This window comes from Blautia faecis, assembly GCF_020554845.1.
Taxonomy (GTDB): domain Bacteria; phylum Bacillota; class Clostridia; order Lachnospirales; family Lachnospiraceae; genus Blautia_A; species Blautia_A faecis.
Window position 1 is genome coordinate 1 of record NZ_JAJCIA010000011.1, and the last position, 13250, is coordinate 13250.

14 protein-coding genes and 4 tRNA genes are annotated in these 13250 nt (G+C 43.7%); 10 read left to right on the forward strand and 8 right to left on the reverse strand.

The window, feature by feature from the left end; all coding sequences use genetic code 11:
• Window positions 1-96: 96 nt before the first annotated feature.
• From LIZ66_RS07205 to LIZ66_RS07220, 4 genes are all read left to right on the forward strand, one after another.
• Window positions 97-169, forward strand: a tRNA-Thr gene (locus LIZ66_RS07205).
• Between the two features lie 21 nt (window positions 170-190).
• Window positions 191-264, forward strand: a tRNA-Met gene (locus LIZ66_RS07210).
• A gap of 5 nt (window positions 265-269) precedes the next feature.
• Window positions 270-342, forward strand: a tRNA-Phe gene (locus LIZ66_RS07215).
• A gap of 71 nt (window positions 343-413) precedes the next feature.
• Window positions 414-486: transfer RNA gene (locus LIZ66_RS07220), tRNA-Lys, on the forward strand.
• Window positions 487-828: 342 nt separating this feature from the next.
• Here the strand turns inward: LIZ66_RS07220 and yedF are convergent.
• The 4 genes from yedF to LIZ66_RS19155 all read right to left on the reverse strand — a co-directional run bounded on the left by yedF (window position 829) and on the right by LIZ66_RS19155 (window position 4143).
• Window positions 829-1455 (reverse strand): sulfurtransferase-like selenium metabolism protein YedF, encoded by a 627-nt coding sequence (yedF, locus tag LIZ66_RS07225; protein WP_148463431.1) that lies wholly within the window; start codon window positions 1453-1455, stop codon window positions 829-831.
• A 169-nt stretch (window positions 1456-1624) separates the two neighbouring features.
• Window positions 1625-1861 (reverse strand): putative Se/S carrier protein, encoded by a 237-nt coding sequence (locus LIZ66_RS07230; RefSeq protein ID WP_118583176.1) that lies wholly within the window; start codon window positions 1859-1861, stop codon window positions 1625-1627.
• Window positions 1862-1933: 72 nt separating this feature from the next.
• Window positions 1934-3877 (reverse strand): serine hydrolase domain-containing protein, encoded by a 1944-nt coding sequence (locus LIZ66_RS07235; protein WP_227201133.1) that lies wholly within the window; start codon window positions 3875-3877, stop codon window positions 1934-1936.
• Window positions 3878-3990: 113 nt separating this feature from the next.
• Entirely contained in the window at window positions 3991-4143 is a 153-nt protein-coding gene (locus LIZ66_RS19155) for a DUF6783 domain-containing protein (RefSeq protein ID WP_308768453.1), read from the reverse strand.
• On the opposite strand from LIZ66_RS19155, the gene LIZ66_RS19160 reads away from it, so the two are divergent.
• Both LIZ66_RS19160 and LIZ66_RS07240 read left to right on the forward strand, forming a co-directional pair.
• On the forward strand, window positions 4075-4344 hold the full coding sequence (locus LIZ66_RS19160; protein ID WP_308768452.1) for a DUF6783 domain-containing protein: 270 nt from the start codon (window positions 4075-4077) through the stop codon (window positions 4342-4344). The genes LIZ66_RS19155 and LIZ66_RS19160 overlap by 69 nt on opposite strands.
• 45 nt (window positions 4345-4389) lie before the next feature.
• Entirely contained in the window at window positions 4390-4815 is a 426-nt protein-coding gene (locus LIZ66_RS07240; protein ID WP_173736484.1) for a hypothetical protein, read from the forward strand.
• Window positions 4816-4897: 82 nt separating this feature from the next.
• Here the strand turns inward: LIZ66_RS07240 and LIZ66_RS07245 are convergent, their stop codons facing one another.
• The gene (locus LIZ66_RS07245; RefSeq protein WP_226837977.1) at window positions 4898-6088 is read right to left on the reverse strand and encodes a metallophosphoesterase; all 1191 of its coding nucleotides are present in this window, start codon (window positions 6086-6088) and stop codon (window positions 4898-4900) included.
• A 238-nt stretch (window positions 6089-6326) separates the two neighbouring features.
• Between LIZ66_RS07245 and LIZ66_RS07250 the strand changes: the two genes are divergently transcribed.
• Together LIZ66_RS07250 and trhA are read left to right on the forward strand one after the other, a co-directional pair.
• Entirely contained in the window at window positions 6327-7292 is a 966-nt protein-coding gene (locus tag LIZ66_RS07250; RefSeq protein WP_226837976.1) for a SpoIID/LytB domain-containing protein, read from the forward strand.
• Between the two features lie 207 nt (window positions 7293-7499).
• Window positions 7500-8162, forward strand: coding sequence for a PAQR family membrane homeostasis protein TrhA (trhA, locus tag LIZ66_RS07255; RefSeq protein ID WP_118583187.1), 663 nt, complete (start codon window positions 7500-7502; stop codon window positions 8160-8162).
• A gap of 74 nt (window positions 8163-8236) precedes the next feature.
• On the opposite strand, the gene LIZ66_RS07260 is transcribed toward trhA, so the two are convergent.
• A complete protein-coding gene (locus LIZ66_RS07260; protein ID WP_148463437.1) occupies window positions 8237-8479 on the reverse strand; it encodes a GIY-YIG nuclease family protein in 243 nt (80 codons plus the stop codon).
• Window positions 8480-9014: 535 nt separating this feature from the next.
• Entirely contained in the window at window positions 9015-9872 is an 858-nt protein-coding gene (locus LIZ66_RS07265; protein ID WP_118583191.1) for a M23 family metallopeptidase, read from the reverse strand.
• A gap of 192 nt (window positions 9873-10064) precedes the next feature.
• Between LIZ66_RS07265 and LIZ66_RS07270 the strand changes: the two genes are divergently transcribed.
• Window positions 10065-10472: a hypothetical protein gene (locus tag LIZ66_RS07270; protein WP_226837975.1), complete on the forward strand. Its 408-nt coding sequence runs from the start codon at window positions 10065-10067 to the stop codon at window positions 10470-10472.
• Window positions 10473-10625: 153 nt separating this feature from the next.
• On the opposite strand, the gene spoVT is transcribed toward LIZ66_RS07270, so the two are convergent.
• Window positions 10626-11174 carry a stage V sporulation protein T gene (gene spoVT / locus LIZ66_RS07275; protein ID WP_173772838.1) on the reverse strand — a complete coding sequence of 183 codons (549 nt, stop codon included), beginning with the start codon at window positions 11172-11174 and terminating at the stop codon, window positions 10626-10628.
• A 582-nt stretch (window positions 11175-11756) separates the two neighbouring features.
• Here spoVT and LIZ66_RS07280 point away from each other — a divergent pair.
• A complete protein-coding gene (locus LIZ66_RS07280; RefSeq protein WP_227201132.1) occupies window positions 11757-13181 on the forward strand; it encodes a GGDEF domain-containing protein in 1425 nt (474 codons plus the stop codon).
• Window positions 13182-13250 lie beyond the last annotated feature (69 nt).

A 13250-nucleotide genomic window follows, 5' to 3' on the forward strand; every position in this document is an offset into this window, starting at 1 on the left:
ACAGACTGTAAATCTGCTGGCGATGCCTTCGAAGGTTCGAATCCTTCTCCATCCATTTGATGAATATAATTCATCTGTTGTAGCCAGTGGTTACGTGCCGATGTGGCTCAATTGGCAGAGCAGCTGATTTGTAATCAGCAGGTTATCGGTTCGAGTCCGATCATCGGCTTTTGGTTTTAAAAGAATATATCGCGGGATGGAGCAGTCTGGAAGCTCGTCGGGCTCATAACCCGAAGGTCATAGGTTCAAATCCTATTCCCGCTACTTATGCCCAGATAGCTCAGTTGGTAGAGCAGAGGACTGAAAATCCTCGTGTCGCTGGTTCGATTCCGGCTCTGGGCATTTTAAATGCCGAAGGTTGTTTAGGAAAAAACTTGGCGTTTAAGATGTGAAATATATGACAAATTTAACATGGAGCATTAGCTCAGTTGGTAGAGCACTTGACTTTTAATCAAGTTGTCCGGGGTTCGAATCCCCGATGCTTCACTTCACAGAATGCTGGAAATCCTTTATTTGTAAGGGTTTCCGGTCTTTTTTTATAACTCCTAAATAACACCAAGTAATCGTGAGTAAATGTCCCATTGAAAACAAGATGTCTCAAATTTGTCTCAGATAAAAATGAAATCCACGCTTTTATCTTTTTATTTTCTTTAAATCAAAATTTGATTACAAAGAAAATTGAGTTGATTTTAAAGCGTGGATTTTATTTATTTAGAAGTTATTTGCTATGAAAGTCCTATCCGTTATCCATGAATTCGCTTATGCAAGCATGGTTCATTCATGGATATCGGACGGAATTTTTGAGTACTTTTTTAATGTGTCAAAGCATTATGGACGTATGATAGTGCCTGCGTTTTCCATAATTTCTACGATTTCGTACATGTTGGTAACGCTGCCGACTGCCAGGCTTTCTTTCAGGCCGTAGAAGTCAAGGCAGGTACCGCAGGTGAGGATTTTTACTCCTTCTGCTTCTAAAGATTTCAGATCTTCCAGGGAATCGGAGTCTTCGCAGGTAAGGGATGCTCCGGAGTTGTAGCACAGAATGATCTCTGGGAGCTGATCCTGTTTAGTGAGAGCGAAAATGAAGGATTTCATAAGAATCTTTCCAAGCTGTTCTTCACCATTTCCCATGGTATTGGCGGAAAGGACGGCTACAAGACCATGTTTCTTGGAATCCGGGGTGCAGGCGGGAGCGGCGGATTCAGCTGCTGGTGTTGAGGTTGTGCTGTTTTCCGGAATCTGGAAGGTTACGGTGAAATCTTTCTCTGTTTTTTTCTCAGAAGAGACTGTAAAGCCTTTGCTGTTGCCAAATTTGGTAAGGTTCTGGACGGCAATTTCATTGTCAACGAGAATGATAAGGGTACCGCCATTTGTCATTTCTTCGGATTCTTTCTTTGCGTTTACAACTGGGAGTGGGCAGGCCATTCCTCTCGCATCAAATGTTTTGTTTTCCATGTGTAATTTCTCCTACTATCTATATTGTATTTTTTTAATTGACATTTTTTAACAGACTCTATAATACAGCATATATTAAGTAATGGATACTCTGACACAGTAAATTTTTAATATATTGCGTAAGTAATGCTGAAAATTAATTTGTACTGCATTAGAGCCTGTTTAATAATTAAATTATACACTCATATATGCCCTCAGGATCCAGGTCTTGCTCCTGAAGTAGTTTCTCAAGGGCAGTGCGGCTTGTTGGGGGCGCACACCAGGAAAGTCCGCAGCTGGCAGAGATACTTCTTGGAACCGGAATCAGTCTTCCTGGAGCACCAGTGGCTTTGCAGGATTTCTCCATGGCGATGGCGTCGGTGGTGCAGCGAAAGGTGATGATTAAGCGTTTTTCCTGGGAAATCATGGGGTACCTCCTGATTGACCGCATATTTGGTCGTAAAAATTTTCTTGCTATTAAAGTGCGATATATGGTGCATTACAAACTTTCTGCAGAATAGGAAGTGGTCGTTGTTTCACTGGGTTCTGCTGAAAGTTCTCCGCAATCTGATTCATTTAAGAATGAAACTGATCTCTGTTCCGGAGCCACTTCAGCAGGTGTCACCAGATACCCATGCGAAACCGGTTCAATAGTCTGTTCCATTACCCTGTGAAGGAGCTCCAGGCCGCCTGTGCCCTTGAAGGCTCCATAGAGAAAGTTGTTGGAGATTTCTTCGGTGATGGATTCCAGGCCTTCCATGATCATGCCTTTGCCTGGTGTTTCGTACCAGCGGATGAGAATTTCATCTTCGGGAAGGAAGAAAATGTTGATTTTTCTTCGAACACATTCTTCAAGGAAGGTGAAGTCCAGCTTCAGGACGGCGGTTCCGTTTTCATCTGTAGTGAATTCTCCGGAGGCTGCAATCAGATAGCTTTCCTCGTGGAGGGTAAGCCAGGATTCTTTGAATTTTCCAAATCCTGTCGGGATGTTATGCCATTCGCCGGATTCCAGAAAGTTTACGGAGAAATTGCCTTTTTCACAGGTGAATGAAATCTTTTGCACACCTTCCGTCATATTATTGTGGAAAATCTGGATAAACAGCGGGAAAAGACCAATGCTCTGTGGAGAAAGCTCAAAAACTTTGCCATTAAGCTGTTGGGTGAACTGGTAAGGATTCGGCGCAGGAAGTCCCTTCACGTAATTCCAGGTATTAGGTCGTGTATTGGTGCTGCGGCGGAGTCCGGGCGGATTCTTTTTCCAGCCGCCCTTTCGGAGAGCAGGAAGTGTCTGAGGCGCGTGAATGCCGTTTTCAAGCTCTGCAGTCAGGCGGTTCAGGAGTGTCTGGGAGCATGGGTTTTCAGGCAGAATATCTGCAGGATGAAAGTTGCGCGGAAAGTGCTTGCGGATAATGTTCAGCATGACGCAGTTCTGGAAAAGTTCGTTATTTCCGGCATTTGTGACTACAACCATGTTCATGTCAGGGTAAACGATCACATTCTGACCAAGCATTCCATTGAATTCAAAGCTGCCCGGGCGAGCCTCCATCCACAGCTGGTAGCCATAGCCGAAAGTACCTTCGATGCTTTCCTTATGCTTAGCAGTGGAGACTTCAACCCAGAATTCCGGGATAATCTGCTGATCGTTCCATTTACCCTTCTGAAGATAAAGCTGACCTAATTTAGCCATGTCCTCAGTGCAGAGGAAAAGTCCCCAGCCGCCCTTGGTAATGCCTTTAGGGCAGGTTTCCCAGAAATAGCGGGTGATTCCAAGGGGAGCAAAAAGCCGTGGTTCCAGGTACTCGGTAAGTGACTGGCCGGTGCGTTCCGTGACGATGGCGGACAGAACGTAGGTATTCAGGCTGTTGTACTGGAAATTTTCCCCGGGGGTGCCGGTGATGGAAGAATTCAGGTAGCTGGTGAGCCAGTCGTTTCCAGAGACGATCCCGGATTCGTTGAAAGTGACGCCGCTGGTCATTGTGAGAAGATTTTCTACAGTGACTTTAGGGCGGAAAATCTTGTTAAAGGTGTTCAGCTTTTTCTGGAAAATGTCGTAAATGTTCTCGTCCAGGGAAAGCTTGCCTTCCTCTACCAGAAGACCAATTGCCATGCCGGTGATGCTTTTGCACATGGAATGGGTCACATGCCAGATTCGGCTGCGGTAGGGGGCGAAATTGGCCTCGCAGATGACCTTTCCATTTCGGAGAACCATGAAATGGTGCATATCTGTATAGTGTGAAGTGTCCAGATCCCGCAGCAGGTCGGCCAGCATGTCAGAGGAAATACCCTGACTCTCCGGCGTGGCGCGGGGAAATGGCTGCTCGTATGGTTTGTCAAATGGAAATTTAGGCTTTTGCGGGAAGAAATCTACCCGGCTGGCTCCGTCCGTTTTTCCCAGGATAATGTTTGTAATCAGTTCTGCAACTGCAATCTGTTCTTTTGCCATAAGGTGCTCCTTTCTTTGGGAAAGCGGTAAAAGTTGTTGTTAGGGTTATTGTAGCAGTGGGGGACAAGTGTGTCAATAAGGTGTGAAATAGGGAAAATTTATAAAAAATGGTTCTATAGGTTGTATTGGCAGACATAAATATAACTAGAGTCTGTTTGAAAAATCATTCCCGCAATCTGCACGCCCCACTTTGCGGTATATTTCACCCGAATTCGGTTGCCGTAGCCCGCTACGGCGCCCTCATCCGGGCAAAATCTCCCACAAATTGTGACGCACATCTTGCAGAAAGCCCTTTTCAAACATGCTCTAGACCCTGCACAATCATGAAAAGTGCGCAGTTCGCAGATGAGTTTTTTCAGGCATATTCTGGCGGCTGTTTGCTGTTAGCTGTTCGTGCAGTCTGCCGGAGGCAGAAAAAGTGCCTGAAATGGTACAAAGTTAATTGCATTAGGAGACAGCGGCGGTGATGAGCTTTTGGATTTTGGACAGGCATGACAAGAAGGAGGACCTTTATGAGATTATTGAAAAAATATTTCAACCGGGAAAATAAATTCAGTTTGAAAGAACGTTTCAATATGGTGATGACTGTGGTGACTTGCTTTTTCATGGGAGTGATGGGTGAAAATGGACGGGGTATGCAGGGAATAAAGGGACTGATTGGTGGAATCGGCGGACTGGCTGTAAGGATGAATGGATGGCTGAGTGTGGTGACTGGCTGGGAGTTGGGCGCGCATGAAGCACATGGAATATATGAAAAAGGTATAGTGGGAAGATTTTTCCAGGGAAAGATGCTGGAAGGAATAGATGTGGTGAAGCGTGGACAGGCTTTAGTGGAAAGGGCTGGGCTGCGAGGAAGAAGGGGAAATCGGATACGGGATGTTTCACATGAGAAGGGACTGCCTTGCATGGAACGATGGGTGTGCAGAGGCAGTCCGTAGGGGCATAATCGGTTGATTTAATGTAACTGTGAACTATGTTCACGAAAACATCTCGCGGTATAGTATCTGCGGAAAAGTTACATTAATTGTTAAAATGAACTGTAATCGGACAGATTTCGCTGTTGGTGCCGACTCTCATGTTCGGCCCCCAGATTCCGGCTCCGGAAGTGACAATGTTGTGCATATTTCCTTTTCGAAGGTAGCCACAGGAATTTTCCCAGAATAGATGGATAATCAGGTTTCCGGGGAAAATCTGGCCGTCATGGGTGTGACCACAAAGGTCAAGGTCAACACCGACAGCAGCTGTCTCGTCTAATTCTTTTGGCTGATGGTCAATGAAAATAATTGGTTTTCTCTGGTCCAGCGATTCGGTAAGCTGGGCCGGAGTGGCTCTGGAGCCCTCCACTTTTTCGCATCGGGAGGCATCCCGGCGGCCGACAATATAAAATTTGTTGTCGATCAGAACAGATTCATCGTCTAGCAGGTGAATTCCTGCGTCTGTAAGAAATTCTTCCATTCTGGGATCATTGTAGTTATCTTCTGTTCCGTTGAAGGTGAAACCTGCCAGGATTGGTTCGTTCAGGTCATGATTGCCCCAGCAGGCGTAAACTCCATATTTGGACTTAATTCCTTTTAAAATTTCTTTTAATTTATCTGGTTTGGAAATGGCGTCATATTCATTATCGAAAATATCACCTGCGATACAGACTACATCTGGATTTTCTGCATTAATCTTTTTCACAATTCGTTTTGCCTGGGCGGTTCCCATGCTGTAGCCGAAATGGGTATCAGCGAGAAGGACTATTTTCAGGGAATCCATGCCGTCAACTGTTTTTTCAACGTTTATCTCATAAGGGGTAGTTTTCACATGGGTTACATGAAGGATTCCGTAAACACTGAGGCTAATGATCAGTATGGTGCAGATCAGGCCTGTGATGACGAAAGTGCTGCGGTGCCCGATAAACGGGGCATGGAATATGTATTTCAGTATCAGACGGCCAAAATCAACGACAGCGATTACCAGCAGAATATAGATAAAAGTTCCGAGAAAATAGTTACCTGTATGCTTGAGAATACGGTGCAGGTTGGCCGGCTTTTTGATGAGAAAGCCGGTGAGCAGGGCTGTTGCTAATATTATGTAAACTCCTATAAAGGAAGCGCGAAATGCCATTGTCTGAAAAAGTCTGTGACAGGCGCCCATCCATCGTATCATCCAACGGACAACGTATGCATTGATCAGGATGTATAGGGGTGCAAGAAAGAGTGCGGCCATGAAAAACCTCCGTTATATTTACTTTGAAAATTAGCAGTTACACGCTTTGTTACCGTGTCTGTGCAATAATGGGTACAGTATACTACGGTTAATAAGTTTTTGCAATTGTGCATATAATAGGGAGAAATGAGAGAGTCAGGAGAGCTGTTGCTTATGCGGCAAAGCGAGAAAGATTCCTGAAACCGGGAACATCAGGTATGCCGATTATTTTTAAGCAATGGCAAAGTGCAGGAAATATATGAGAAAATGGTTTCGGAGCTTTTATTCTTCAGGGCTGTTTATTCCATTCATTTTATTATTGCCGTATATGTGTACAATCGCCTTGAATGGGGCGGATAAAGCACTTTTACTGCATTCTCCGGGGGTGGAGGATATGGTTCCGCTGATGTTGATGGTACAGATGAAAGGGGATTATGCGGAGGAAGCGGTGAAAGCTCAGGCGGTGATTGCAAGGTCGGAGGTGTACAGGCGGCTGGAGGAGGGGGAAAGTGAAGGAGAAATTCTGGATGAAGTAAGTGAAAGTATCGCAGGGAAAAACAGGGAAAGAAGAGTTGAGCAAATGACAGCTGCGACAGAAGATGAAGAGGTGTTATCCTTCCGAATAGCAGAATTAAATAGTGGCAGGAGTTTTGTTGTTAGGTATGGAGGCGTCTGGAAATTACTGAGTGCGGTGGATAAGCTGCAGCAGTATGGAGCAGCGGCAGAGGTAACGGCCGGGCAGGTTCTTACATATAATGGAAAGCTGAAATTAGTTCCGTATCATGAGATCAGCAGCGGTAAAACCAGGGATGGGAAAGAGGTTTTTCACAGTGCAGAATATGGCTATCTGAAATCAGTGGAAAGCAGTCAGGACAGGGAGGCTCCAGACTATGTAAACAGTGCATATGTGCCTGCCAGTCAGCTTCCTGCGAAGCTGGTGGTCAAAAAGCGAGATAGTGCCGGTTATGTGACTGCGCTGACAGCTGATGGAAACTGGCTTGAGGGTGAGACTTTTTGCCAGGGCATGCATCTGGCTTCCGCAGATTTTTCAGTGCAGAAAGTAGGAAAAATGGTGCGCTTTTTATGCAAAGGAAAAGGACATGGAATTGGATTTTCCCAGTATGGGGGGAATGAGATGGCGAAGAAAGGGAGTAGCTGGGAGGAGATATTGGAGACATATTTTCCGGAGATGGAGGTTGAGGCAGTGATGGAGATGGAGAGGTGAAAAATGTTGCTGAAAATCGAAAAATTACTTTTATTATAAAAGTTTTATAAAACCCCTTGAATTTTTCAAAAAAAGTGTTATAGTATAACACATACTTGATGACATAGTAATTAAAACTACATGATAAAGTTTGTAAAAACATTGCGGCTCAGGGATCAAACTGATTGCTTGCAAAGTTGCTTTGGAAAAGTTCTAGGAGGTGCTATCATGAAATTTAAATTAAAAGATCCGGGAAGTGCGATTACACATGGGATTGCTTTTCTTCTGGCAGCAGTGGGAGCAGCGCCTTTATTGATTCGCTCGTCAGAGTGGAGCGATCATATTCATATTGTGGCACTGGGAGTGTTTATTCTTACGATGATGCTGCTTTATGCGGCAAGTACTCTTTATCATTCCGTTGATTCTACGGCGAAGGTGAACCGCAGACTGAAGAAGCTGGATCATATGATGATCTTTGTAATGATCGCTGGAAGTTATACGCCGGTGTGCCTGATTGTTCTTCATAACAAGATTGGATATATACTTTGCGCACTTGTGTGGGCGACAGCAATTCTGGGAATTGTATTTAAGGCATTCTGGGTGACTTGTCCGAAATGGATTTCTTCTGTGCTGTATATTGGAATGGGCTGGTTGTGTGTGCTTGCGTTCATGCCAATTATTCATGCATTGCCTAAGGCTGGATTTGGCTGGCTGCTGGCGGGGGGAATTATTTATACGATTGGCGGTGTGATCTATGCATTGAAGCTTCCCATCTTTAATGCGAAACATAAGAATTTTGGGTCACATGAGATTTTCCACGTATTTATTATGCTGGGAAGCGCGTGTCATTTTATTGTGATGTATTGTTTTGTGGCGAATATGCCGATTTGATGATATGGTAAGGTAAAATATTTTAGACAAGTTTTTTAATAACTTTTAATATTTAGAGGGAACTGTGACCTCCTTTAAAATTCCATCAGGGCTAATTTTTTCGCCCGGGTTAATTGTTTGATTGCATATTCCCGGCTCATGGCTTCTTCTTTGGTGGCGTAGCCTTCGTAGTAGACAAGGGTTACCGGACGTTTGGTTTTGGTGTATTTGGCTCCGTTTTTGCCGCTGTTGTGGGCTTTCAGGCGCTTTTCCAGACAGTTTGTCCATCCGGTGTAAAGAGTACCGTCGGCGCACTGGACGATGTAGGTGTAATTCATGGGGCTCCTTTTTTGGCTGTAAGGTGAAATTTCTTAATGTTTTACTATGAAAGTCCCGGACGGCAGCCAAGAATGAGCCATGCTTGCATGTGCGAATTATTGGATATCGGACGGGCTAGAGCGTATGAGTAAGTAGGGTGATAGCCCGGATTACGAATGCGGTCGGCAGCTGTGGGAGCGCTATAGGCGCGGAACAGCTGACTTTCATATATGGTGATGTCGCCAACAGGCGACATGTCCGTTTAGGAATTAAATAAATATTTATGTAAAGGAGTATCGTCATGCTGTTAACTGGCTGACAATGCTCCTTATTTTTATAAAAAGCAATCGGTAAGCTGGTATATTATTTGCAGTCCAAAAGAATACTATAGCGTGTCAGAATGGCTACCATGGCGGGTTCCGGGCTCTTAGCTGCCTGGAAGGACTGGAAAAAGCAGGTAGGATTTAGGTACCGACTGCGGATTTTCCCACCTGCTTTATTATACGTTGTTTTTTTACTTTTGTGAATGTTGATATTTCATGGACTGAATTTTTTTTACGGCAGATACGTGATCGGGTCGATTGGTTCTCCGTCTTTTTTCATGGCGAAGTACAGGTTACTGCCTTCTTCGCTGTAATAAATGGTAGGAGCTGCGACATAGCCTATGATGGAACCTTTGGTGACGGTATCGCCTTCAGCAACGTCCAGATCAGTAAGCTGACCATAGATTGCCTGGTAGCCGTTTCCAAGCTCCATGGTGACGGTAGTGCCAGTTTGGGCATTATTTTCAATCGAATATACGGTTCCGTTTACTGCGGAAACTACAGGGGCACCTTCCACTGCTTGTACGGAAATCGCAGGGCTCAGTTTATACTGATCCAGAGTTGGGAAGTAAACACTCTGATCCATGCTGTAATCAATGAGAACATGTCCGTTTACCGGCCACTCCATTAATGTATCTTCCGAGAAGTTGATTTCCGGTCCTTTGTGCAGGGAGATCTGGGCGTTTACGCTGGTACTTTCTCCAATGTCAGAGGAACTGGAAATATCAGCGGTATCGTTAATGTCAGCAGAATTGGTTAAGTCCACGGTATTGTCAAGGCTTGCCATGTCTGTTGCGGATGAATTATCTGATTCGTTTATCAAAGACTCACTGTCTAGGATTCCGGTATCGGAAATTCCGTCCAGATCTGCTTCTACCATGTTAGTACCTGCTTCTGCAAGGGACGAATCATCAGTTGAGTTGGCTCCATCTGCTTTGGCAGTGTCATTTTCCTTGGTGCTTTCCAATGGAAGCACTTCCTGAATATGTTCTGGTTTGTTTGCAACCTGGTAAGCGGTCACTCCGAGAACTGCCATAACTGCAAGGAGAGCGCCGTTGAAAATAAATTTTGCTGTTCTGTTTTTCCTCATATTCTTTTCACCTCTACATACATTCTGTTCACAGCTGTTGTACCTGTCTGTATTTATAGGGTGTCCAGAAAATTGGAGGTTATTCATTAATTCATGAAAATGAGAAAATTTAAATTGGTGGCACTTATATAAGCGGCATGGTATAATAGGGGAAAACATGTCCGTTTAGAAATAATTTACAGGGGGTAACTTGTGGTGAAGATTACAGAGGAGCTTTTGCAGAAAGCTGATCAGATTCCGAATTTCTCAGATGGAGTTATTATGCCGGATGGGGATTACAGATTGATTGAGGAGAAGGGCCATCTTCAGACCATGATGGCGCTTTTGCCATATCCGGAGAAGGAGATTTGGAAGATGATCCCGGAGAATGATTCGGCACTGTTCTGGATGATCGAGAAGACAGGATGTGTGCTTACAGATTATAATTCAACTGTGGGTATGGTGATGACGCGGTCGCAGAAGGAAGTTTTTGATGCACTGGTTGCCCGTGGGATTATTTCGCCGGAGTATTTTGATATTACCAGGCAGAGGCAGAAGATGCGGGATCAGGGCAAGCAGGGTAGTACTGTATCTGAAGAGAAAACAGAACAGGATTGTTGAGGTATATAAATTCGAAAACTGCTGTACCATTTAATGGACTTTGAAGAGGGGTTAAATGGATACAGCAGTTTTTTTGTTTCTGTTCACTGGCAGATTGCGGGAATGATTTTTCAAACAGGCTCTATCGAGACGTTGACTGCAGCGATAACAAAATTATTGTTCCATCTGTCGTCCAAGAAACCCGGCGGCGGTCTGCGCCAGAAGCTTTTCGCTGGCGCCGGGAATGTCTTTGTCGGTTTTTCCCATGAGGATGACACTGCCGATAGCATCTCCGGCGGCTATGATGGGCTGGATGACCTGGGATGTGGATGGAGCCGGCTGTTCATCCACCACAGGGACTTTGCCACGGTCTCTGGCACTAAGACATTTGGCTTCTCTGTCATTGATAACAGCTTCCAGCTGGCTGCTGATCAATTTTCCAATGAATTCCTTACTTCCCGGACCGGCAGCAGCTACTACCTGGTCGTGGTCGGTGATGCAGGAAAGCATGCCGGTGGAATGGGAGAGGGACTCGGCGTATTCTTTTGCAAAAAGGCTAAGCTCTCCGATTGGGGAGTATTTTTTCAGAATGATTTCACCTTCACGGTCGGTGAAAATTTCAAGTGGGGTACCTTCTTTGATTCGCAGGGTCCGACGGATTTCTTTTGGGATGACCACCCGGCCCAGATCATCTATTCTTCTTACGATTCCTGTGGCTTTCATTTATCTGTTCCTCCTGTACTTTATGATGCAATTGTGGGAAACAATTGACTTTTTTAAACACACTATAGAGCTTGTTTGTTTTGTGGGTTTCCATATTTTGTAGTGTATGGATAGTATGTGAAAATATGGGGGAATTATGCGCACGAGATGAGGTAATTTTTTTGCTCGTGACAATAAGAAGGTATCATATTCAACAGTTTTTGAAAGGCAATTAGGCGAGTATGATTGGTTTACATAACAAAAAAATCTTATGAGTTGCCGGCCAGGTTGTGAACGCTACTTCTTGTGCTTGTCACAAGAAGGTTCGTCTTTTTGTGCATCGCAAAGCGCATTACTGTGAATGGAGTGAGCAGTAACGAACGGTGTTACTGTTCACTGGTAGCATTCCGCGAGGCGTTTTTTGTGAACAAAGTTCACAGAAAACCCGAGAATTGCGGCGCGAAATCATGCGAATGCATGATTTCTGTGCATCGCGAAGCGCGTTACTGTGAACGGAGTGAACAGTAACCGAACGGTAATTTCGGAGAAAATTCATGCAAATTATGTATGGTTTACATATGGAAATTATGATAAAATATATTTATGAAGAAAAAAAAGCTTGTTTTTTTAGCGTTTGCAACCATTGCGATTGCATTATTGCTTGAAGCCGGAATTTTAAAGTATGTCAATGACAGTAATACATACAGGATGTCAAAAGTACTGCTGGATCGTGTTATCACCGTGCTCAATAAAAATGATGATAGTGAAAATGGACTCATCGAATCGCTAAAGGACGATTATATAGTAAGAGCAAAGGCTGTATCCTATATTATAGATGCAAAACCACAGGTGGAATATGATGTAGAAGAATTGCAGAAAATAGCAGATTTGATATTAGTAGACGAAATTCATCTGTTTGATAAAAACGGATATATCTACAGTGGTACTTTGCCAAAATACTATGGCTTCAGTTTTGACTCCGGAGAGCAGATGGAATATTTTAAGCCCATGCTTAAAAATAAAAATCTTACCATGTGTCAGGATGTTACTCCGAATACCGCTGAAGGAAAGGAACTGATGTATGCCATTACATGGAACGAAGCCGGTACCAGAATGATCCAGATCGGCATCGAACCAAAGCGTCTGCTTAAAGAACTAAAGCAAAATGAAATCTCCGCTGTAGTAAGTGATATGCCTGTTTATAAGGGAATAGAAATTTTTGTGGCAGACTCTGAGACCAAAATTGTAAAAGGTGCTACGGATTCCAGACAGATAGGCGTGAAACTGGAAGGGCTTGTTGTATCATCTGATAAAAAAAGCGGCGAGACAGATGTCCGACTCATAAGGATAGGTGGAAAACGCTGCAAATGTTTACTCAGTCAGTATGATGACTATATTGTAGCTGTAACTATAGACAGTTCCTTTTATCGGCAAGGAAATATTTTTGCGGTTCTCATAGTTGGCGTGTATCTTGTATTGGCTTCCTGCTGTATGTTATACATGCTTTCAAGAGTTATGAAAGAAAAATATGAAAAAGAAAAACTGCTGTACATATCAAACACAGATGAACTTACAAGATGCTTTAACCGACATGCATACGAAGAAAGGATAAACAACCTTGATTTCCGCGAGGAATGGATATATATTTCCATGGATCTTAATAACCTGAAATATACAAATGATTCTCTTGGACATGCTGCAGGTGATGAACTTATATGTGCAGCGGCCGATTGTATGAGGGAAAGTTTTGGAAAGTATGGAAATGTCTACAGAATCGGAGGAGATGAGTTTGTTGTGATCATCACCGGAAATACAAAGGAATTTCAAAGCATAATAGAAAGCTTTGATCGGCGTGTTGCACAATGGCATGGGAAACTGGTGGATTCTATGACGATCTCATGGGGATATGTTTTCAGTTCTGAGAAAGAATGGGATAACATCTATGATATTGCCAAAGAAGCAGATGAAAGAATGTATAAGAACAAGGAACGCTATTACCAGGAAAGCAAAATAGTCAGACGAAGGTAACAGATTGCTTTTTTCTTATATTTTCAAATATTCTAAATACAATAGAGTTGATTGAAATTCTTTTGGAAT